The organism is Rhodohalobacter sp. 8-1 (assembly GCF_038150125.1).
Lineage (GTDB): Bacteria > Bacteroidota > Rhodothermia > Balneolales > Balneolaceae > SW132.
Genome location: NZ_JBBVMF010000012.1, coordinates 68,882 through 92,587, shown reverse-complemented (window position 1 = coordinate 92,587; position 23,706 = coordinate 68,882). Strand labels below are relative to the sequence as shown.

Sequence of the window (23,706 nt, the reverse complement as noted above, 5' to 3'; positions counted from 1 at the left end):
GACCGGTTATTGATGATCATTTTTTATCCAAGCGCAACATCGAGAGTCATCATTATTACAAATCCAACCATCGTTCCTAACGTGGCTAGATCTGTATTTCCATGATGCTGGGATTCCGGTATTAGTTCCTCAACCACAACGTAAATCATTGCCCCGGCCGCAAAAGCTAGCGCAAATGGCAAAACAGGCTGTACATAAATCACAGCAAGTGCTCCAGTAACTGCAAAGACAGGCTCTACGGCACCGGATAACTGACCGTAGTAAAAGCTTTTTCCGACTCCCACTCCCTCTCTTCTCAAGGGAACCGAAACAGCCGTTCCCTCAGGCAAATTCTGAATCCCTATACCAATTGCAAGCGCAATGGCACCGGCAATGGTTGCGGTACCTGTTGGGTCAATCCCAACTGCGGCCCCGCCAAACAGAACGCCAATCGCCAGGCCTTCGGGTATATTGTGGATTGTAATTGCCAAAACGAGAAGTGTTGACCGTCGCCAGCTCGTGCTAGGACCTTCCGCTTGTGATTTGGGAAGCCCGATATGAAGATGGGGAAGAAAGGCATCACACACCCTTAAAAATAACCCGCCAACTAAGAATCCGGATGCTGCCGGAACCCAGCCAATTCCACCCATTGCTTCCGTCATTTCAATTGAGGGAATGATAAGCGACCATACGCTTGCCGCTATCATCACGCCAGCTGCAAAGCCAAGCATGCTGTCGAGTACTTTCTGGCTGACATTTTTCGTGAAAAATACAACTGCAGCGCCCACAGATGTCATTCCCCAAGTAAACAGCCCACCAATCAGTGCCTGTAAAAGCGGGTTTAAATCGAAAAACCATTCCGGTATCCAGCCCATTTATTCTCCAAGTCTTTATTTCAAGAAAAGATACAAATTTTAGCCAAGGCTAAAAATATATTTATTAATCGATTGACTCATCGGGAAAGGTTACGCCTTCATTCGTCAATTTTCCAAAAAGTGATACCGGCCGCCTGTTTTCCAACCTCAATCACATCTACTATTTCAAGCGCCTGAAGATCAACAATATCAACTGTTCCAGATTCTCCGCCAATACCCTCAGATGAAACGAATGCGTATTTATCGTCGGGAGAGATGATCACTCCATGCGTCACTTTTCTGCTTGTTGCAATTTTTTTAAGCTGCTCACCAGTGTTTGTATCCCAAATACCCACGGCTCCTTCCCCTTTGTACGTTACAACCAGCCGGTCACCCGCATGTGTGGGTTCAAGATTATACGGCGCTTTGCCGGGTGAGTCCCAAACATCAGATACTGTCCAGGAATCGATGTTTACCACGTAGATTTTATCATTTCCGTTGCCTGCTACATAAACATGAGGTTTCTCCGGATTTGGGCTGGCCCACGTAGGTTTTACTTTGGGCTGATGTGAGTTTTGATTGTCATGATCGCCCATACCCTTCTCTGTGCCATCGCCGGTTTGATGCATCCCGTGATCCATAGCAGTACCAGAATCACTATCCGTCAATTTCAATACGCGGCTAACGCCCATTTCTATCGCATCAAGTTCGTAAAGCTCATCGGTCATCATCGACACATGATACTGCAAGGTCCCATCAGTATTCAGCCGGCTGCCGTGTGGCATCACGCCCGTTTCAATACGTTCAATCTCATCCATGGTTGTTCCATCAACAATAGACACAGAACTTGGTTCGTGCGGACCATGCAGATTAAAATTAGCAATGTAAACCCAGCCGGTAGCAGGCGATATATCCAGAGTAGCCGGAAACATTCCCAGCTCCACACGGCCAATCTTCCGGTCGGTTCCGATTTCATATTTATACAGGTGGCCAAACGGCACACCGTGCCCCATACTCACAAACCAATAGTCGCCCGACGGATCAACGCCGATGCCATGAGGTCCTTCGTTTTCGGTAGGATACTCTCCGACCAAAATCGTGTTTTCGATGGTGCTTGATTCCGTTTCCGCATCAAATGAAACCCTGTATACCTTGTCTTCAGATTCAGCGGCTACATAAAATTTGTATTGCTGTGCCTGAAGCTGAACGGATATCAAACATAAAAGAAATGTAAACAGAGTCGTGATAAATAGTCTTTTCATGATAATCCTGTTTTTCCTGAATTAGATAAAATATAAGGCTCCCTTTAAAACGGGTTGTTCATCACAGTGTTACATTCTGATGGACACCCCCTTTAAATCTCCCCTTGTCAGGGGAGACTATTTTCTAAATAATTGAAATATAATTCATTGAACTGAGTCTTTGAATTAATCCTCAACCAACCGGAAAGACCAAATTCCCGAGTTCCAGTCAGATACAAAAATGTGTTCCTTATGTGGCTGCGGTCCCCATGCCATCGCGGCATTTGGCACATACCCTTCATGATCTGTTGTTATGTAGTGAGCAATCTCGCGCCCCTGGTCATAAAGATTCCCCATCAGTTCACCGGAAATATCCACGATGCGAAGCCCGGCATTATAGTAGGCGATATACAGAAGGTCTCCATCAACCCAATAATTGTGAGTCCCTGCTTCAGGAATTTCATAACGGGCTACTTCTTCCGGATTCTCCCATCCATCAAATTTTACAAAGTGAAGCCACCCGGCCGGTACCGTTGGCTCGTTTTCAATATTAATACCACTTGGAAAAGCTTCATCTCCTGCGATTACGTAAAAATCACCTGTACTTTCGCTTTTAAAAGGAAAGGCCGCGTGATTCCAGCCGCTTGGATACGAATATTGACCGAGCTTCACCGGGTTTGATGGAGATCCCACACCAAGCTCATGACCCTCGGGAGTCTTTGCTTCCGGCGTACTGCCTACATCTGTCATTACAATTCCATCGCTCCAGTTCGACGAATATGCAATACCGTCTTCGATCCACACATCGTGGATGGCATGGCCGGGGGTATCCAGCTCAAACTGGCTGACCGTATAGGGATTTGCCGGATCATCAATATTTATGATATCGTATTTTCGGCCGTTATTGACGGCGTATACGTGGTTCTCATAGATAAATGAGTTATGAACACCGCCGGTAAGGTCTTCCGTATATTCCGAAATAATACTCACATTATGAGGATCAGATACATCCATAATCACAATACCGTTTCGCCGGTTTGATGCTCCCTCACGTGTAATGACGGCAAGCGATCCGTCGTCCGAAATTTTCACATCATTTACTGTACGCGCATCAACAGTTACAGTATCAATTGGAACCATGTTGGCTGGATCGGTCACATCCCAGAAGTAGGTATCACCGCTGCCGCCCCATGTCCCTGTAATTGCATAATCACGACCATCCTGCCCTTCCCAAACCCAGAGGTCGGATGTGTGAACGCTATTAACGAGTGAGTGTCCAACCATTTCAAGCCGCATTTTTATATTGCGCTCATTGATTCGAACTGTCTGCCTGGCAACCGAATTTCCACTTTTTGCAATTAGCGTGAAATAGCCCGGTAAATTGGCTACAAATCTCCCATCCTGCGCTACCTGCCCTTCGGCACTTTGGCCCAGGGTATCATCAGGCCGGGCAATAAAAGAGTATTCAACCGGTGCATCCGCAACCACATTTCCATCACTATCCAACGCTGTGGCATTTATCCGTAATACATCACCTGTTCGGGCTTCCATCACCTCGTTGCCAATCGCTACAGACCTTACCGGATTTTCGACAATACGAAGTTGGGTTGTCGTTTCAATATTCTCAGCTGATGCGGTCAGTGTAACCAGTCCCGGTTCCTGCAACTGTAAAAGACCAAATCTATCAATATTGGCGAGTGAATTATTCACGCTGAATGTTACATCTGCTGCTTCTCGTGTTAGACCTGCTTCGTCCATCACCTCCAAATCAACCTGAAGTGCGGTATTTGTGTACATTCGGTCTGGTACATTCGTAAATGTGATCGACTCCAGCGGCGGATAATTTATAGTTACCTCAAGATTTTCGATCACCCTGTTATTATCGTCATCAGTGTATAGAGCCGACACTGTGAATGTGCCGGGATACATTGCGGTCATCAAACCATCACGGCTCATACCCACAGAATTCCTGGCTCGCGAAAAGAATCTGAGATCTTCTGAAAGCACGTTACCTTCCGCATCTACAGCCTTTCCTTTCAGCTGAAGTTCTTCTCCCACTTCAAGAATCGGTTCTGAAGGTTCAAATTGAATTGTAATGTCCTGTGCTTGTACAGTAACTGCAAGTAGGCAAACAGCTAAACTTGCTATGATATTTTTAAAAAATACAGTCATATATGTGCTTTATTCGGTTACAGTTTGACGATGCCATTATTTAGCATTAATGGCGAGATTTTACAAGACACATTATGTAAAAATCTTTGATGGATATTAGTTATTGTCTCACATCTCGCAAAACGTCTCCCGTCTTACAATAGTACAGCTCAACGGATTACAACGGTTTTGTGCAACGTCGCTAATACAGTATAAAATGTATATCGAAATTAGTTTTCTGATACTGCAAAAATCTTATCTTTAAAGCTTGAATTTATCGAAGTACAACAGGCTAAATAATGACAATTAAACGGTACTTTTCTTCCGTAATTTTTCTGAAAAAAGAAACCGTTATCCCATTCGTTTTGTTCTGATTGGGCGTCGGAATCATCATAACAGCAGCTTTTACAATTATGCCAATACAGTTCACGAAAGAACCATTTGAAAATCGCCACATCGGGCCATCAGAAGCGGAAATAAAAGAAATGCTTAAGCATTCTGATGTGGACAGCCTTAGCCAATTGATTGGTGAAACAATTCCAAAGAAAATCAGGCTGGACAAGCCCCTTAACCTTCCACCGGCCCTTGCCGAAGATGAGTACCTTGAGGATGTCCGTAATACAGCGTCTAAAAATAAGATTTTCAGATCATTTATCGGGATGGGCTACTACGAGACCATCACACCTAATGTGATACTTCGAAACGTGCTTGAGAATCCCGGCTGGTATACGGCCTACACTCCTTACCAGGCCGAAATCGCGCAGGGACGGCTTGAAGCCTTGATTAATTTTCAAACAACGGTCAGCGACCTAACAGGAATGGAGATTGCCAACGCCTCGCTGCTTGATGAAGGCACAGCAGCTGCAGAAGCCGTGTCCATGCTTCATGGAAAACGAAAAGGAAAAAAGAGAAAGGAAGCGAACACATTTTTCGCCAGTGAAAACTGCCACCCGCAAACATTATCTGTTCTAAAAAACAGGCTCGACCCGCTGGATATCAAATTGAAAGTTGGACCCGTCGCCGATCTGGATGTGACGGACCCTGGATTGTTTGGCATCCTTTTACAGTACCCGGGATCTGATGGGTCTGTTGAAGATTATACTCCGCTTATCGCATCAGCTCATGAGAACAGTGTATATGTAACGGTTGCTGCCGACCTTCTAAGCCTTACACTGCTGAAATCCCCCGGTGAAATGGGAGCCGATGTTGTTGTTGGATCGAGCCAGCGTTTTGGTGTGCCCATGGGATATGGCGGCCCTCATGCCGCATTTTTTGCAACACGAGACGAGTTTAAACGCCAAATTCCGGGTCGTATCATCGGGGTAACACAAGACGCTGAAGGCAACCCCGCGTACCGGATGGCCCTTCAGACGCGCGAGCAACATATCAGGCGTGAAAAAGCAACATCAAACATTTGCACGGCCCAGGTATTGCTTGCTGTGATTGCAGGTTTCTATTCTGTTTATCATGGTCCAAAAGGATTAAAACGAATTGCTTCGCGTGTTCATGGACTTGCAAAACTGGCAGAAGCCGGACTTTCAAAGTTGGGCATCACTGTAAAGAACGAGCAGTTTTTTGACACCTTAACGCTGCAGGTCGACAATTCGTCCGTCATTGATGAGATCCGCAAAAAAGCTGAATCGAACAAAATTAATCTGCGCTACGACGGTGGTACTATTGGCATATCTTTCGATGAAAACAAAACGCTTAAAGATGTTGCAGATATACTGTCCATTTTTTCTTCAGCGACAGGTACTAACTCAGCCTTTGACCTTCAGAAAGCGTCGGAGTTGATTGATGTTGATTACCCGGAACACCTGGAGCGTAAAACAGCTTACCTCGAGCATCCGGTATTCAATGAGTTTCATTCCGAGCATGAGATGCTTCGATATCTGAAAATGCTGGAGAATAAAGATCTGGATTTGACCCACAGTATGATCTCACTTGGATCTTGTACCATGAAGCTGAATGCCACCTCTGAGATGATCCCGCTGACATGGCCTGAATTTGGAAAAATTCACCCGTTTGCACCCGCTGATCAGGCAGAAGGCTATCATAAGCTTTTTGAGGAGCTTGACGACTGGCTGTGCGAAATTACGGGATTCCATAAAATGTCGTTCCAGCCAAACTCCGGGGCCCAGGGTGAATATACCGGCCTTATGACCATTCGTGCATACCATATCGCAAATGGCAACGAACACAGAAATGTAACCATAGTGCCCTCATCAGCACACGGTACCAATCCGGCAAGTGCCGTTATGGCTGGTATGAAAGTAGTGATTACAAAGTGCGACGATCAGGGAAATATCGATCTTGACGATCTCCGTAATAAAATTGAGGCTAACAAGGAAAACCTGGCTGCCCTGATGGTCACTTATCCCTCTACCCACGGTGTATTTGAAGAAGACATCAGGGAAATTTGTGAAGAAATCCACCAAAATGGCGGGTTGGTTTACATGGACGGTGCGAACATGAATGCACAGGTCGGGCTAACATCACCGGCACAGATCGGGGCCGATGTTTGCCATCTTAACCTGCATAAAACGTTTTGTATTCCTCACGGTGGCGGCGGTCCCGGCATGGGACCCATCGGTGTTGTTGAAAAGCTGAGTCCATTTCTACCGGGTCACACGCTTGTTTCCACCGGCGGTGACCAGGCGATTGATGCCGTAGCGTCCGCCCCTTTTGGCAGCGCAAGCATACTCACTATCTCGCACGCTTATATCCGCATGATGGGAGCGGCCGGCCTGACCCGTGCAACTGAGGTTGCCATATTGAATGCGAATTACCTTAAGGATCGCCTCAAAGACCATTACCCTATTCTTTACACAGGAAAAGGCGGTCATTCGGCTCATGAATTTATTGTTGACCTAAGGGGATTCAAGCAAAGCGCCGGCATTGAATCTGTTGATGTGGCTAAGCGCCTGATGGATTACGGCTTTCATGCGCCAACTATGTCGTTTCCGGTACCCGGAACATTAATGATTGAACCGACTGAAAGTGAATCTAAAGCTGAACTGGACCGATTTTGTGATGCCATGGTTCATATCCGGGAAGAGATCAGAGAAGTTGAAAATGGCGATGCCGATTCTGAAAACAATGTTCTTAAACACGCACCGCATACCATGCGAACTGCGCTGAACGATGAATGGAATCGACCTTACTCTCGCGAAAAAGCCGTGTTCCCAATTCCGGAACTCCGTTTCAACAAGTTTTGGCCGTCGGTTAGCCGCGTGGATGACGCCTATGGCGACAGAAACCTGATGTGTACATGCGTGCCGATTGAAGAGTATGCCGAAGGCCAGCCGATCGCCTCAATATCATAAGAAGGCATCGAGGCATCGCTGATTTTATGATGAAAAGCTATATTCGAGAGAATATGGCTTTTTTTATGAGAACGATGAAATCGTCCGATAGCTGTCACCTACGCGTCTGCACGCTGTTTGTCAGAGTTTTCGGGTCTGTATTGTAAAGCCCTCTTTCTTTTGTTTATATGTTAAACTATTACTTCAGTTAGATATCATATTGCATTTTGTCCTGAGTCTTAGAGTCGTTTAACAGTTTCATATCTTATAAAATTTTAACCCCTCCCGTAGGCAAAAAGCAATACATTGAGTCAACTTAAATAGCAGAGATAAGATAAATTCATGAACAAAAAAGTAGTAATAGTAGAAGACGATCAGCTTTTAGGCATTGTACTGGAAAAAATGGCTAACTCATTGGATTTAGACGTTTTAGAGATTTCACAAACCGGCTCTGGAGCCGTGGCATCTATTCAGAAACATAACCCGGACCTGATTTTTATGGATATCCAGCTTGCTGATGATATCAATGGAATTCAGGCAATGGAACAGATTCGAAACCACTCAAACGCACCGGTTATTTATATCACCGGCCAGTCTGATCTGAATACACGAAAAAGAGCCTCGCAGGTTCAAAATTCATTTTTCATGATTAAACCGGTAAACATCCACGATCTGAAATCTGCAATCAACGGCGTCGAAAATCCTTCTGCCTAATCCTGTCTTAAAGTAAGATAAAAAACGTCTACCAGCCCGGCAGTATCACAGGCTCTGATGCCTTCATTGTCGGCAACTGTCTCTCCACTAATAGTTTTGAGTTTATGGCATTCAAGTAACGCTCTCCGTCACTCTCCTCTATATCATCTATAGAAAACGAACTACCGTGATCTCCCGACGCAACATGTACATCTGTACTGCATAAATTTCTGAAGCGCTGTATCCAGCTTGCTGATACTGAGACATCCTGTATTCGATCCCGTTTTACGATAGCGATGTTTTTGGCCAGTTTGCGGTTACTTATCACTACGTTGGCATCGTCCCACCCGATTGCTGCATCTTTATACTTTAGCCAGCCCCACCAGACCGAAAGAATCGGTATGAGCCATATCCAGTTTGTAAGTGAGAATATCCAGTATAGAACGGCGGTTACTACTGTTAAAATTGCCGCTGACCTGAATATATATCGACGGAGAGCCCGTTTAGGAGGTGTAATTCCCGGAAGGGAAACATCATAATGAGGCACAACTTTTTCTATCAGTGATTCCACTTTATCCCTTTTGATCAAAGGAAACAGAACGATTGCACCTGATCCCTGTTCATCTCCATATCCCGCGCTATGTATATGAACAGAGCAGTAGCCCAAAGGCTGACGAATAATGCCCTCGGTGACAAACAGAGCCTGGATCCTCTTATAAGGAACCGTAATTCTCTTTTTCTCAAGTATACCCCTTGAGATTATCATTTCATCGTCATTAATTTCAAGGCTGAAGTCTCCATACATAAATAGAGTACTAAAAAATGATATAAGCCAGGCCACGCTTACAAACATGACAATTATGGTGATAATCATAAACGTATCGGTCTGGCTGGGCAAGAGCGAAAACAGGTATTCAAAAAGGTTCGATTCGCGAATTACGGGTTCAATTTGCGAAAAAAGTGTTCCCAAAACAGAAAGTGCGATTCCAAATCGTCCTGATGTTGAGGCAGCAATTAAAAGATCTTTATTGGGCAGGCCGTATACATTTACCCGGTTGCTATCTGTCTTAGCTTGCTCATCTTCGGCTTGGCCATTCCCGTTCCTACTAAGTTTTTGTTTTATTTCTTTGGCCGTTTCAAGCGGTACGGCTTCAATTATGGCGGCTCTTGAGGTAGATCCGGCCGTTTGTATATCAATTTTTACCAGTCCGAACAAACGCTGTATCACTCCAGAAGAAATATCGATAACCTGAACCCTGTCTTTTGTGAGATAAATATTCTTTCTGACAAAAATACCGCGTTTGATGTGCATCTCTCCCTCTTCAACCTTGAACAGAAAACGCCACCAATCCAGGACACCAGAAATCATCAACAGCAGAAAGCCGCCACCGATCATCAATAAAAAAGAAAATGACTCGCTTTGGGCTCCGATGAACAGAAATACGATGATTGTGATAAGATTGCCGCGAATCATCGTAAAAGCACGACTGATAGCTGCTATTGGATGTTGCCGTTGAAAATCATACATCTTCTTCAGCAAGTCTTGCGTACATTGAAATTTCTTTCCGAACCTTGTCGGCGATCACGTCATCAAGTCCGGGAATTTCATGCGTTGTGGCAGCCGTTGAAATTGTTACGGACGACAGGTTAAACCAACGCAAAAGAGGTCCCTGCCGAGTGTCTACATGCTGTACGCGGCTCAGCGGAATAAGTGTCTCTTTCCTTACAATAATCCCTCGCAGAAGATCAATTTCATTCTCGTTAATACTGTATCTCCAACGAGTCCAGCTGATTGGAGGTACGATAAATACGGCAGTGATCCACAATGCCATTACAACCAGGCTTATGGCTATCAGCAGCCAAAAGTGAATATTCTGCATCCCGAAAATTGAGTAATAAATAACGGGCAAGCCAAGCAGAAAAAGATAACCAATTGCACTGCCCCATCGCCAGACGCCTATAATAGCCGGAGCTAATTTTTTTGAAGATGATTTATCCATTCAATCTATACTAATAATTTACTCCAAACTTACGCTTTGTATAGCTGATAGAAAACCATAAATAACGTCAATTAGCTTTTGATGAACTCTTCATTGGTACGATACCTGGTACTTTTTTTTCTCTTCTCTTCAAATTCAGCTTGTTCTTTTGTAAAAATGATGTAATAACCATATCCGGCAATTAGTGACACAAAAATTCCGGAAATTAAAAGAAGTGATTCCATAGATAAGGGGTTAGTTAACTCTTGTTAATAACAATGCAAACCCACTGTCCTTACGTTCCTTGAATAAAAAAAAGCCACGGCTATGCGTGGCTTTAAAACTGTACAGACTTAACAACTAAGCATTATCTTCTTTGTTTTTCTTAGCCTGAATTTCGAGACGAATGTCCTGAGCGAGTTTCTTAAGGTCTTGTAGCTGCTTACGTGCTCTTGTACCGGCAGCTTTATTTCCTTTATCGTAAAACTTTTCCATGTCTTCTTCGAGTTCAGTCATCAGGCTCTTTACTTCTTCAATTCTGCTCATAAATATACTCCAATTTGTCAGTTAGTTATTTATTAAATGACGAAACGATATTCGTCAAAAGATTAATTTGAAACAGCTTCTATAGTTGCTGTCAAAACTTGCTCAAGATACCATTCTGAGCATTAAATGCATCTTTTTTTAGTCAGAAATCCAAAAATAGGTTTTTTCAACTACTCCGGGTTAACGATACCCCTCACTCAAAGAATTAATTTATTAAACCAAAATTAATTCACAAGTCATTGTTTTTTATTGGATTAAAGCGAATAAACATGAAAATATAACATATAAAAGCTTACTCTTATCAGTATCTGCTATATGTCATACCCTTCATATTGATCTGCAACCTGCCGTCCCCGCTGCTCATTGACAAAAATGTTCACGAGAATTCCCAGTAAAAATAACGCGGCACAAAAAAGCACGGAGGTCTTCAGACCAAATTGTGCCTGAAGGAGACCGATGCCAATAATTCCAAATACCCCAGCTAATTTGTTCGATAATCCCCAGAAGCCAAAGAACTCTGCAGATTTTTCTTCCGGAGAGAATATTCCCACAAGAGCACGGCTTGCCGACTGGCTCGATCCCAAACTCAATCCTGCCAGCACACCGATGTACAAGAACATATATTGAGCCTCGATATTTGTAGCAAATATGGAGTTAAACCAGACCGTGAAGTCTGTGACGCCCCAAATTCCCAGCACAGCAAGAAACCAAAGGCCAAGAGTCAGGTTATATGTAAGTTTGGCCCCAATCCTGTCCTGGATGTAGCCAAACACAATGGCTCCAATCGCCGCGGTAATTTGAACGATCACAAACATCAGTATGCGGACGCTCTCATCCCACTTTACAATCTGATCACCATAAATAAATGCAAACGAGATGACGATATAGATTCCCGCCATTGCAAAGAAGACAGAAACAAGAAAAACAGCCAGGTCCCAGTACTGCTTAATTTCACGAATGGTTCTGCCAAGGCGAACAAAGCCCATAGATATAAGTGTTTCGCCTTTCGGAAGCTCTCTTCGTTTGCCAGGCTCTTTAACCCATAAGAATGTTGGAATAGCGGCTAGCATAAAGAAGACAGCAGCAAATGGCCCTACCCAGCGAATTCGATCAAAGTTTTCAGCCGTTGCGTCCCCTAAATAAACAATCACAAATCCGGCAGAAAATAGACCGCCGATGTAACCCAATGCCCATCCAAATCCTGATATCTTCCCCAAATCTTTTGGCGGGCCCAGGCTGGTCAGAAATGCCGCGATAAAGCTTTCGCCTGTTGCATAAGCGAAGTTTGAAATGATAATCAGTATCACACCCAAAACAATCATCCCCGGTTCAACAAAATAGAGAAGTGATGTTGCCACAATTGTCAATACGTAGCTAAGAAACAGAAATCGTTTCTTAAGCGCAGAATAGTCCATGATAGCCCCAAACACAGGCCCGCTTAAAACAACCATAAAATAGCTGAGTCCCAGAGCAACACTCCATAGCAGATTTCCAAGCCGGTAGTCATCGCCCGCATCCCCTACAATAACTGTTGTAAACAACACCGGAAAAATCACAGTGATAATCAGGAGCGTGTAGGCTTGGTTTGCAAAATCGAACATAGCCCATCCAAAAATCTCTTTTTTGGATGCGCGCGGAATATCATCTCGATGGCGTTTCATCATGAGGATTCAAATTCTGAAATGGGTCATTATTTACACGACTTCGGGTCGTTTTAAAACTGCCACTATTTACGCATTTTTTCCGTGGTTCTAAAAACTGGTTTAATTTTTTACTTATTAATCGTAAATACTAATCTAAAATCTCGGATAATATCGAAACAACTGACATTGAAAGCGCTTTTATTTAGAATTTTATCCTCATCAAGATGATATTAAGCTGCAGAATGGGTATCTAATAGGCTATCAATAAAAAACCACAAATTCCTGCATCCTTATGACTTGGAAAGAGACGATTGAAAAATTTGCCACATCTTCAGATATCAGCCAGCCGTTAACAGTAAAAATGATTGCTTTGACCGGCCTTCTGGAAGATTTTCTGGAGCAAAAAGGCGCTACTTCCCTGAGGGAACTATCATCAACGTTACCGCAAAAAGCGGCAGAGGCCTTTGAAGAAGACGGCAAAGCAAACGAAGAGCTTCAGGAAAAAATAGCTTCACTGGAGCTTGATGAAATCACGAGCCTCTTACGGCTTACCACCATCTTTTTCCATCTGGTAAATTCTCTTGAGCAGCATGAAATTATCCGGATTAATCGCGAACGAGCTAAGAAGATAGACCAGGATCATCCGCGCCCGGAAAGTATTGCCGAACTGCTGAGTGGATTTAAAAAGAACGGCTACAGCTACGAACAATCGCTAGAGCTCATCAAAAAGCTCGATATTCAGCCAACTATTACGGCTCACCCCACAGAAGCCCGGCGGCGGAGTATTCTGAATAAGCAGGAAAATATTACATCCATGATTGATAAGCTGGATGATGCGCGACTAACCCCAAATGAAAAGGAAGGAATTTTACTGCAGGTCTTAAATGAAATTGCTCTCCTGATTTCAACGGATGAAGTTCGGTCGGAACGATTAACGGTGGAGGATGAAGTGGAAAACGGCCTCTTTTTCTTTACCAATACAATATGGAGTACAGTACCCAGGCTCTATGATGATATACGATTTGCCTTCGACAGGCAATATGGTAAAGTGCCCGACCTGCCAATTATTTTTAAATACCGGTCGTGGATTGGCAGCGATCGCGACGGAAACCCGAATGTAACGCGTGACGTAACCTGGAATACGCTGACTGAGCACCGAAAAATAACCCTCCAAATGTACCTCAAAGAGCTGAGGGAGACGAGACGATACCTTTCAATCTCTCAAAATCTTGTTGATGTACCCGAGGCTTTTTTGAAATCGTTGAAACAGGATGATAAAGAAGTTCCGCTCAGCGGCCGGTTCAAACGGTCTTACAAAAATGAACCCTATCGCCGAAAGCTCACCCATATGATGCATCGCCTTGAACGGCTGCTCTCGGCTATTGGAGAAAATGAGCAGACCATCATTGATACCGCTAAAGAATATTCAGCAGAAGATTTTATAGAGGATCTTGACTTAATTTATAACTCGCTCATTGAAAGCGGGCTGCAGGATGTAGCATCCTTTGGTCAGTTTAACGACCTTAGGATACGGGCGAAAACGTTTGGATTTCATCTCGCAGCACTTGATATCAGGCAGCACAGTGAGATTCACGAAAAAGCAGTTGAAGACCTTCTATCAGTTGCCCATGTGAAAGAAGGCTACACCAAACTTAACGAAGAGGAAAAACTTGACCTTCTGACAAGTGAATTACGCAACCCCAGGCCGCTCAGCCCGGTTGATTATAAACTTAAATCCGGCACGGAAAAGATTCTTTCAGTTTTTAAGCTGATCCGAACGATGACAGATGTGGACAAAAACTCGTTTGGAAGCTATATCATTAGCATGACACACGATGTAAGTGACCTGCTTGAAGTGGCTATTCTGGCAAAAGAAGCCGGCTTATGGAGATGGGACGGCGAAAAGGTGCACAGCAGTATCGATATTGTGCCTCTTTTTGAGACAATTGATGACCTGGACCGCAGTTCAGAACTGATGGAGAAGATCCTGACAGATGAAATTTACGAGCAGCATGTGAAAGCCCGAAACGGTTTCCAGGAAATCATGCTGGGATATTCCGATAGCAACAAGGATGGTGGTTACTGGATGGCAAACTGGGCACTTCAAAAAGCTCAGCTCAGACTTGGTAAAGTATTGAAGAAGCATAAGATCGACTTCAGGCTATTTCATGGCCGGGGTGGCTCAGTAGGGCGCGGCGGCGGACGATCGAACCGGGCAATTCTGGCACTGCCGTCCATCAGTAATAACGGGCGTATTCGTTTCACCGAACAGGGAGAGATTATATCGTTCCGGTACTCACTACCCGAAATTGCCCGCCGGCATCTTGAGCAGATTGTTAACGCCGTTGCACGCGTTACCGCCGGAGAGGGTCAGAAAGCTTTAGAGAAAGGTGATGGAACCGAACAGATTATGGATAAAATATCCGACAGTTCAATGGCTGCCTATAGGGACCTTATTGACCATCCGGAATTCTGGGACTGGTTCAAAAAAATTACACCGGTTGAACATATTGGTAATCTGCCGATCGCATCACGACCGGTCTCAAGGGGAGGTGAAAACGGTTTACAGTTTGATAATCTGCGTGCTATCCCATGGGTATTTGGCTGGACACAGGTTCGGTATAATGTCCCGGGCTGGTTTGGCCTTGGAGCCGCTCTAGAACCATTACTTCAGGAAGACCCTGATATACTTGAGACCCTGCAAAACTGGTACAAAAGCTGGAGCTTTTTTAATACCATTATTGACAATGCACAGCGGGAAATAGCCCGAAACCATCCTCTCACGAGCAACATATATGCAGAACGGAGTGACCAGGAACGCCATCATCAGTTTATTATGGACGATTTTTACAAGACACGTGATTTACTGCTGAAAATCACCCAACAAGATGCCATTCTCGACACACGGAAAGTGATTCAGAATTCAATCAAATTCCGGAATGTGTTTACATATCCGCTGAACGTACTTCAGGTTGAACTGCTGAACCGATGGGAAAAAGCAGACAATGACGAAGAGCTCAAAAAGTTGCGTCATGCTTTGTTTTTAAGTATAAACGGTGTAGCTGCTGCAATGCAGAGTACGGGGTGATGAAAGTTGCGTCATACCGAATTAGTTTTATGAAGGTATGCGCTTTTGATGGAAAGATTGAGGTTTAGTGAGCTGGATTGAAGAACCTCAGCCTTTAGTAGTTTTGCGAAGGCATCCGCAATATGCGCTTCTAATGGAAAGGTTGAGGTTTAGTGAACTGGAATGGAGAGCTTTAGACTTTAGTAGTTTCGCTGAAGTATCATAGTAATAATCTCTTACTGGAAAGGCTGAGATTGAAGAAATTGAATTTGAGAACATCAGCCTTTTGTAATGCCGTTAATATATCAAAATTTCGTCCTTCTGAAGAGTAGGATAAGGGTAGTATGTTCAACGGATATTATTTTACAAGAAGCAACTTCCGTGTATCGGCTTCGCCATCAACAATTATCCTATACAGATAAACACCGCTTGCAAGCCCCGATGCACCAAAGTCTACGATGTATCGGCCTTCCCCTTGCTCTTCATCGACCAGTGTTGATATGCGCTGACCGGTTGTGTTATATACTTCAAGCAGTACGTCTGATGTACCGGTGAGAGCGTATTCGATAGTGGTTTGGGTTTGGCTATTAAACGGATTTGGATAGTTTTGATCCAGAACATACATACTATTCCGTTCAAGCGCTTCACCAGTCAGCGAAATTCGCAGCGGGTTGGGTTGGTTTGATGAATTGTGCGTCAGTACTAACTCAGCCTCATGCATGTCTATGCTCTGAGGAATGTACCGAACCGGAACATCAAGGCTGCTGCCGGGCTCAATAGTAAAGGTTCGGAAATTTTCTGAAACAGTGTAATTTGGGCTTTCTATCACAATTTGTCCGCTAAGTGCATCCTCAGCAGATGCATCATTACTAACCGTGAGTGTTTGATTTTCAATTTCAGACACATTAGAAACGCCAAAATTGAGCTCAGACTGTTCAACCGAAATAATCGACTCTACGCCTATCAGGTCAAAACAATTTTGGCCGAGTGGCCAGCCCATATCGCTAAGCATACCACACATTACAGGACCGGGAGTATGTATTGAAAACTGGCGATCAAGCCTGGGCCTCATAAGGGCATTTTCACTATCCCCGAATGTATCCTGATCAAGGTGAGAATAGCTGCTACCCCCCTGCCAGGGAAACGGCGAATAAAGCCGGACCGGGCTTCCAAAGTTTACGATATTTGCGTCTGTTCCATCAAAAAAGACACCGCCAAACGACCCTGTTAACGCATCGTACAGCTCTGACGAAGGATTTGGATAGACCGACTCATTTAACAAAGACACATTTTCACCATCTTCGGCGAACTGATCAAAAATAATTGGCTGAGCAACGCCATTCGAATTTTGAAATCCCCAGCCTGCATTTTCTAAATCTTCATCGCCGGACATACTGCCAATAAAGCCAATTCCGTGTCCGATTTCATGTAACACTACCGTTACGAAGTCTATCAAATTTGCCGGAGGATTTGCATCTTGCCCGAAATACCAGTCGGTAAAATCACAGTTAATATTTATTCGAATATCAAAATCTACATCTGCGGATGATTTTATATCACTGCCCGTCATAGCACTCGCCTGTGCAATAGAGTACCACGTATTATCTTCTCCAATCGGCGGAATTTGCGCAATACGTGTAGGGCCGGCAGACCCCAGCACATTGGAATCCAATGCTTGCCAGGTTGCCTCAATTTCTACCGGAATGGTACTTTCGAGATGAGATTCCCAGATGCTCATGGCGTACTCAAACGCAGATAACGCTTGAGAAGGCCAGGTATCGCCTCCACAGGAACTCAAATAGGTTACGTTGAAATTGGATGTTCTCCTGCTTGATGCTGTTTTCCCAACGATATCTGCATGAGCAATAGCCCTGTTGACGTTAAAGTCTGTGGGTTCAAAAATACAAACATGCTGCAGCTCAGGCGCATCTTTTATTAAAATATCAGCCGGATCAATTGTTTGTGCGCTGGCGCTGGAAATACCTGCTGCCAGCCAGAAAAGCATCGTAAGCTTAAATAATTTGTAAATCATGGAGTATCTGTACAATTGATAAATAGATCGATTTAAAATCTACTTAATATAAAATATTATCTGATTTCAAAAGAACCCAATTTGTGGCTATTACATTTCTTCTTGTTCAATACCTCAGTTCGATTTATAAATTTTTAAAAAGATCGGGATAGAAGTCTCCCTTAAAGGGAGTGTGAAAGAACTACCAATTAAATCCTTAGGTTATTCATTTTAACCACAAAAGCTCAAAGTCACGAATATACCCTAAGTTTAATAATTTCAACAATTAACCCTTTGTGATTCTTGGTGTCCACAGGACTTCGTGGCTACATCAAGTAATTTAATTTACAGTTGATACATTATTTTCTCACAGCCTCTAAAAAGGGGAGATTCAGAGGCTGACATTACCCATAAAATCTGTTTTTGCAGTATTTGTACAAGCTAAGACAAGTTTAAAGGAAATTATATTGAAAAAAGACATAACGATTTTAAATCAATTATAATCAACTATTTGAAGTGTTAAATTCGGTCTTATTTAAAATTATATGGGTAATGTCAGGATTCAGAGGGGTGTCCATCGGATTCTTCATAGTTCCAATAAACATTCTCCTAATTCCCCCTCTTCTCCCTCGCGGGGTAAGGGTGACTCTTTTCTCTATGATTTAATTATCGAACTTAGATTCATAACATAAGGTCGCGCACCTGCTTCCTGAATTTAGGTGCTCCGCCATTGGCGGGATGACGGACCGCAGTAAACTTTTTGCCAAGCTCGTTCATACTTTCTTCGCACTTACGTCCAACAGCCACCAACTGCACATTTTCAAAAAGGTCAATAAACTTCCGAAGGTGCAGCAGGCCTGCTGACATCTCTTCCGCCGTTGGTGTTCTGTTACTCAGGAACCCTTTCTCCGGGTTGTACGGATGCCACGGCAGGGCATTCCAAAGCACCACATCATATGGATCAATCCCCAGATCGGTCATTGATCCCCACATAATTGTGGCTGTGGGTTCTGTCATTCCTTTCTCGATCAATTCCGGGCGACTGGTTCTTTCCGGTGAAACTCCACTAAAGACATCCTGTGGTTTTATTCCATACTTGTCTTGTTGATGGCCAAGCAATATACGTTCGGATGTCATCGCGATACCAGTAAAATGACCGCCCTGGTAGCCCAGGGCTTCGGCAATAAACAGGTATTTAGCTCGTCCTAAGCGCTCTTCGAGATACTGGCTGAGCTGACGGCGACGGATGACCGGAGCATCTGAGGTCACATCATTCTCGAGATCCCGTTCAAACCATGGGTTAAACAGGTGTTGTGTTGGCTTATCCTTGAGTGAATGAATGAAATGGGGAATCACAGATACTTATCCAATTTTTATTTGTTGCCATCTTGGGCGAGGTAATAAAGCTGCATCATTCGCAACTCACTGTACCCAACGGATTTGTCAAGGTCTTCATAAACAGGTTTTAAAAGCTCAGGACCTACTTTTTCCATAGACTCCATTACTTCATCTACCTTGCGCTGCGACAAATCAGTGGCCTCAAGAATTCCGTCCTGCCGAAGGTCATTACCCTCTTCGAGATAGGTTTTCAAATGCTTTAAAATAGTTGGCATTTTCACGCCGTGCTCTTCTGCAAGGTGCTCCAGTGATTTGCCCTCGTTATAATCAATGCCGATCTGCTCATGTTTTTTAGATGAGGATTTTTTCTTCTTTTTCTTTTTAATCTCACGTTTCCGTTCGTCGATGCCATGCTCTTCGCAATAGGTTTTCACGACTTCCAGAAAATCATCCCCATACTTTTTAAGTTTAGCACTACCCACTCCATAAATGTCGTTCAGGCTCTCTTCTTGCTGAGGATAAAAGTAGGCCATCTCCATGAGTGTCGTATCAGGAAAAATTACGTAAGGCGGCACGTCCTGAGCTTCCGCAAGTTCTTTACGTTTTTTTCGAAGTTCTTCAAACAGGGCTTCATCATATTTGTCCTCAACATCTGAAGATGTTCGAGCGGCTGCGCTTCCGTCAATTGCTGTTTGCGTGCGGTCGAGTACTCCCTGGACCCGGGCTTCATCTTTCAGAACTTTTTTCCCTTTCGGTGTGAGCAACAGGCTTCCATATTCAGGGTCTTTTTTGAGAAAATCTCTCCTCACCAACAGTCTGGAGAGCTGAATCCACTGGTCTTTACTGAAATCCATCCCAATGCCATAAGTCGACAGCTTGTCGTGACCGTTTTCCAGGATTTTTTTCGCTTTTGATCCTCTGAGAATATCAGAAATATGGGTTGCACCATACCGCTCCTCGGTACGCACAATGCAGGATAAAAACTTTTGGGCCTGAATCGTCAAGTCTTCCATGTCGTCTTTCATGGAGATACAGTTATCACACATTCCACATTCATCGCTGTGATACGTTTCGCCAAAATATTTCATTAGCGGGATACGGCGGCACTCACTGGTCGTAAGGTAGTCAATCAGGTCTTCAAGATGCTTTTTAGCCACCTCTTTCTCTTCACCCTCTTTTTGATTGATGAAGTAGTTGATCTTTTGGCGGTCTGAATGGCTATAAAGCAACAAGCAATCCGATCGCAGGCCATCGCGTCCCGCCCGGCCAATTTGCTGGTAATACGACTCAATGTTCTGCGGCATATCGTGATGGATCACAAACCGTACGTCCGGCTTGTCGATTCCCATTCCAAAGGCCACCGTTGCCACTATGATGTCAATTTTATCACGAATAAATGCATTTTGATAAATCTCGCGCTGGTGTTCGCTCAACCCCGCATGATAGGGACGAACTGAGTGTCCTTCATCTTTCAGATCCTGGTAAACTTCGTCGGTTTGGCGGCGACTAAAGCAGTAAATAATGCCGGACTGTCCTTTTCGTGTATAAAGGAAATCAAGTATTTGATCAACTGGCCCGTCCTTGTCTACCACATTCAGAAACAGGTTTTCGCGGTCAAAACTGGCCACGTAAGTTCCGCCTTCTCTGAACTCAAGAATTTCTTTGATGTCTTCGCGAACCCGTGGCGTGGCCGTTGCTGTCAAACCCACGCAAACCGCCTCGGGAAATTGCTTGCGGATTGATGCCAACTGGCGATAGTCGGGCCTGAAATCGTGCCCCCACTCGGAGATGCAGTGGGCTTCATCAATCGTAAAACAGTCTACCGTCACTTCTTCAAGAAGATCACGGATGCGGTCCATCATCAGCGACTCGGGTGCTACATAAAGCATTTTAGCTTCACCGCTGCGAACTTTTTGAACATTGGTTTGATAGAGATCTTCACTGATGGAGCTGTTAAGAACAACAGCAGGAATTCCGTATTGCGTGAGCTGATCCACCTGGTCTTTCATGAGTGAAATCAGCGGGGACACCACGATGGTGAGGCCGTCGAAAATCATGGCGGGGATTTGGTAGCAAAGGGATTTACCGCCACCCGTTGGCATGATGACGAGGGTGTCTTTTTTGTTCAGAACATCTGTTATCACTTTTTCCTGCAGGGGACGAAACTGATCGAACCCGAATGTGTCTCTTAGAATGGTTTTCGCCTGCTGTATCATCAAATAAAAACTGTTTTAGATAAAATTATAACGTTATGATGCGGTATGAAATCAACCCTGATGTTTTTAGTAAATTGATTCCAGCTGCATATATATAAGATACCGGATATTGGATTCCCTTACAGAATTGATTCGATTTTTTTCAAAGCTGCCTTGGAATGAGGTAAAGATCTTCCGCTCTGTCGTCAATATAGTAGGTTTGCTCTCCATCGTAAATGGCATCTTCTTCCAGTTTCATCAGAATCTGTTTGTCCCACTCGGGAATATACACCTCCGCATTCAGTTCGATGGAATGCGCCGTATTTGGGTAGAGCGGATAATCCCCTTTGCCGGGAACACCACCCTGCTGATCCCAAAGCCCTATTGTTGGCCCCGCAGCGTGGCCGTGATACCCAATAGGATGTGTATAAATTGTTGCATTGATATCTTCGGCCTCAGCCTGCTCGAGAGCTTTTGAAAGTATTTCGTTCCCGGCCCGTCCGGTTTGAAACTGACCTGTGAGTATATCCTGCAGGCGTTTACCGGTTGTTAGTGCGTCCTGCAACCCTTGTGGTGCTTCGGTCTCTCCTTGTTTCAAAACGTACGCATTACGCTGCGTATCGGTAGACAAGCGAAGGTATTGAATCCCGAAATCAACATGGATCAGGTCACCTGGCAGAATAACATTTTTGCCTTCTGATGATGAAAAATCTCCATCCTCCTCAGGTGTCTCTTCCCGCTGAACTGATACCGACGGATGAAACCAAGCCGTCAGGTTCAAATCGCGGATCCTGTCGCGGTACCACCACTGTACGTCTTCAGTTGTCGTAATGCCTGGTGTAATCACCTGTTCGGAAAGACCTTCAGCTACAATGTTATGTGCAATCCTGTTTATCTGCCGATAGACTATTTTCTCCTCTTGCGTACGTGTTTCCAGCCAGCCGATTGCAAGATTTTCGGCCGATACAATACGGTCCTGCATCTCGGGACTCAGACTGTTACTGAGGTTTATAAAATCGGTGTGACTGATGCCGTCAGCCAGGGCAAAATCATCGGAATAATTCACGGCTATTCTTTCAGGATTCTTCTCTTCAACAATATCGCCAAACCGTGCCCACTGGTCCGGCTGCTCATCAGGAAACCACTGCGTTTCAAAAAATCCGATGTTGTAACGTGCAACGGCCATCCGTTCTACCGGCTGTCCGTCACCAGGATCAGAGAAAAGCAAAATGGTGGTACGGCGTGAAGATTGCCAAGTGGCGGGTAACATTGTTAAAAGTACGGGATCTTCGTTGTATTCCCGGGCTACGAGTACCCACATATCGATTCCCTCCCTGCGCATAAGCTCCGGCACCAGGGTATCGAGTTTATCTTCAGTCCATCTGTCAATCACATCAGCCCTGTCCTCCATTTTCAGGATATGCGGTGTGATGTCGTTACGCGTTTGTGCATTCAGTGCACCCGATACTAAAACCAAAAATAGAATTGAAAGAAGAGAGAGTCTTGTCATAAAATTGTGCCTGTAATTTTTCGGTTTTGATTAAACAGTTTCTCAAAATCCTCTTATCTTAAGCAAAATTAGCGATAAATATAAATTTCATACCTGCGACCATGGAGATTACCAAAACACAGAACAGCCGCCTTTCCTCTGTTGATTTCGATAACCTTGAATTCGGTCGAAAGTTTTCTGATCACATGATTGATGTGACGTTTAAAAACGGAAGCTGGCAGGAACCTCAAATCACGCCTTACGCACCTATCTCTTTTCACCCGTCGATGCATGCACTGCATTACGGGCAGGCTGTATTCGAGGGAATGAAAGCATATTATGTCGACGATGAAACCATCAATCTGTTTCGGCTTGATGACCACCACGAGCGCATCAGTAACTCTTCGGAGCGGATGTGTATTCCCTCTATGGAAAAAGAAATCTTCATAGATACCCTCGAAGCGCTGATCCGCCTCGATCACAAATGGGTTCCCAAAACTAAGGGACACGCTCTGTATATACGGCCGTTTGTATTTGCATCTGAAGAATACATCGCTGCAAGAGCTGCAAAAGAGTACCGGTATATGGTGATAACAAGTCCTGTTGCGGCTTACTACAAAGAAGGATTTAACCCGGTAAGTCTTACAACTACCGATAATTACGTACGAGCCGTAAAAGGTGGGACAGGAGAAGCAAAAGCAGCCGGGAATTATGGGGGCAGCTTTTTGCCTGCTCAAAAAGCTCAAGCCGAAGGATACACCCAAGTTCTGTGGCTCGATGCTAAAGAAAATAAATATGTGGAAGAGGTTGGAACCATGAATATTTTCTTCAAAATTAATGGTAAGCTGGTTACGCCTGAACTTGGCGGAACAGTCTTGCCCGGCATTACGCGCCGATCGGTAATCGCACAGGCTAAAGCGTGGGACGTGGATGTTGAAGAGCGGCGAATCTCAATTGATGAAGTATTTGATGCCCATAAAGACGGCAGCCTTGAGGAAATTTTTGGATCAGGCACAGCGGCCGTTATTTCACCTGTGGGACTTATTCACCATAAAGGTGATACAATAGAACTGGATCGCGATAACATTGGCCCGTTTGCTAAGAAAATGTATGACACTATCACCGGCATTCAGTACGGAGAACTCAATGATCCGTTTAACTGGGTGCATCCTGTGAAAGTTGGGTAATATCGGTTATCGGAAAATTTGTAAAATG

Annotated in this window: 16 protein-coding genes; 4 read left to right on the top strand and 12 right to left on the bottom strand. The window is 44.3% G+C overall.

Features of this window, described 5'->3' with window-relative positions; genetic code table 11:
* Positions 1 to 23: 23 nt before the first annotated feature.
* The 3 genes from AABW11_RS13105 to AABW11_RS13095 form a co-directional block, all read right to left on the bottom strand.
* Positions 24 to 854, bottom strand: coding sequence for a ZIP family metal transporter (locus AABW11_RS13105; RefSeq protein ID WP_340105565.1), 831 nt, complete (start codon positions 852 to 854; stop codon positions 24 to 26).
* Between the two features lie 98 nt (positions 855 to 952).
* Positions 953 to 2,095 (bottom strand): YncE family protein, encoded by a 1,143-nt coding sequence (locus tag AABW11_RS13100; RefSeq protein WP_340105564.1) that lies wholly within the window; start codon positions 2,093 to 2,095, stop codon positions 953 to 955.
* Between the two features lie 165 nt (positions 2,096 to 2,260).
* Complete coding sequence (locus tag AABW11_RS13095) at positions 2,261 to 4,246, bottom strand: LVIVD repeat-containing protein (RefSeq protein ID WP_340105563.1); 1,986 nt, start codon at positions 4,244 to 4,246, stop codon at positions 2,261 to 2,263.
* A 392-nt stretch (positions 4,247 to 4,638) separates the two neighbouring features.
* Between AABW11_RS13095 and gcvP the strand changes: the two genes are divergently transcribed.
* Both gcvP and AABW11_RS13085 read left to right on the top strand, forming a co-directional pair.
* Positions 4,639 to 7,551 carry an aminomethyl-transferring glycine dehydrogenase gene (gene gcvP, locus AABW11_RS13090; RefSeq protein WP_340105562.1) on the top strand — a complete coding sequence of 971 codons (2,913 nt, stop codon included), beginning with the start codon at positions 4,639 to 4,641 and terminating at the stop codon, positions 7,549 to 7,551.
* A 321-nt stretch (positions 7,552 to 7,872) separates the two neighbouring features.
* Entirely contained in the window at positions 7,873 to 8,244 is a 372-nt protein-coding gene (locus tag AABW11_RS13085; RefSeq protein WP_340105561.1) for a response regulator, read from the top strand.
* 28 nt (positions 8,245 to 8,272) lie between these two features.
* On the opposite strand, the gene AABW11_RS13080 is transcribed toward AABW11_RS13085, so the two are convergent.
* The 5 genes from AABW11_RS13080 to AABW11_RS13060 all read right to left on the bottom strand — a co-directional run bounded on the left by AABW11_RS13080 (position 8,273) and on the right by AABW11_RS13060 (position 12,412).
* A complete protein-coding gene (locus AABW11_RS13080) occupies positions 8,273 to 9,751 on the bottom strand; it encodes a PH domain-containing protein (protein ID WP_340105560.1) in 1,479 nt (492 codons plus the stop codon).
* Entirely contained in the window at positions 9,744 to 10,223 is a 480-nt protein-coding gene (locus AABW11_RS13075; protein ID WP_340105559.1) for a PH domain-containing protein, read from the bottom strand. Before AABW11_RS13075 ends, AABW11_RS13080 begins: the two co-directional genes overlap by 8 nt.
* 71 nt (positions 10,224 to 10,294) lie before the next feature.
* Positions 10,295 to 10,447, bottom strand: a complete 153-nt coding sequence (locus AABW11_RS13070; protein ID WP_340105558.1) for a hypothetical protein — start codon at positions 10,445 to 10,447, stop codon at positions 10,295 to 10,297.
* Between the two features lie 115 nt (positions 10,448 to 10,562).
* On the bottom strand, positions 10,563 to 10,748 hold the full coding sequence (locus AABW11_RS13065) for a histone H1 (protein WP_340105557.1): 186 nt from the start codon (positions 10,746 to 10,748) through the stop codon (positions 10,563 to 10,565).
* 311 nt (positions 10,749 to 11,059) lie between these two features.
* On the bottom strand, positions 11,060 to 12,412 hold the full coding sequence (locus tag AABW11_RS13060) for an MFS transporter (protein WP_340105556.1): 1,353 nt from the start codon (positions 12,410 to 12,412) through the stop codon (positions 11,060 to 11,062).
* Between the two features lie 271 nt (positions 12,413 to 12,683).
* Between AABW11_RS13060 and ppc the strand changes: the two genes are divergently transcribed.
* Positions 12,684 to 15,479, top strand: a complete 2,796-nt coding sequence (ppc, locus tag AABW11_RS13055; RefSeq protein ID WP_340105555.1) for a phosphoenolpyruvate carboxylase — start codon at positions 12,684 to 12,686, stop codon at positions 15,477 to 15,479.
* Positions 15,480 to 15,816: 337 nt separating this feature from the next.
* On the opposite strand, the gene AABW11_RS13050 is transcribed toward ppc, so the two are convergent.
* The 4 genes from AABW11_RS13050 to AABW11_RS13035 all read right to left on the bottom strand — a co-directional run bounded on the left by AABW11_RS13050 (position 15,817) and on the right by AABW11_RS13035 (position 22,512).
* On the bottom strand, positions 15,817 to 17,490 hold the full coding sequence (locus tag AABW11_RS13050) for a T9SS type A sorting domain-containing protein (protein WP_340105554.1): 1,674 nt from the start codon (positions 17,488 to 17,490) through the stop codon (positions 15,817 to 15,819).
* A gap of 660 nt (positions 17,491 to 18,150) precedes the next feature.
* Positions 18,151 to 18,825, bottom strand: coding sequence for a uracil-DNA glycosylase (locus tag AABW11_RS13045; protein ID WP_340105553.1), 675 nt, complete (start codon positions 18,823 to 18,825; stop codon positions 18,151 to 18,153).
* Positions 18,826 to 18,842: 17 nt separating this feature from the next.
* Positions 18,843 to 21,023 carry a DNA helicase RecQ gene (gene recQ / locus AABW11_RS13040; RefSeq protein ID WP_340105552.1) on the bottom strand — a complete coding sequence of 727 codons (2,181 nt, stop codon included), beginning with the start codon at positions 21,021 to 21,023 and terminating at the stop codon, positions 18,843 to 18,845.
* Positions 21,024 to 21,165: 142 nt separating this feature from the next.
* Positions 21,166 to 22,512 carry a M24 family metallopeptidase gene (locus tag AABW11_RS13035; protein ID WP_340105551.1) on the bottom strand — a complete coding sequence of 449 codons (1,347 nt, stop codon included), beginning with the start codon at positions 22,510 to 22,512 and terminating at the stop codon, positions 21,166 to 21,168.
* Between the two features lie 101 nt (positions 22,513 to 22,613).
* Here AABW11_RS13035 and AABW11_RS13030 point away from each other — a divergent pair, with 101 nt between their 5' ends.
* The gene (locus AABW11_RS13030) at positions 22,614 to 23,678 is read left to right on the top strand and encodes a branched-chain amino acid aminotransferase (RefSeq protein ID WP_340105550.1); all 1,065 of its coding nucleotides are present in this window, start codon (positions 22,614 to 22,616) and stop codon (positions 23,676 to 23,678) included.
* Positions 23,679 to 23,706 lie beyond the last annotated feature (28 nt).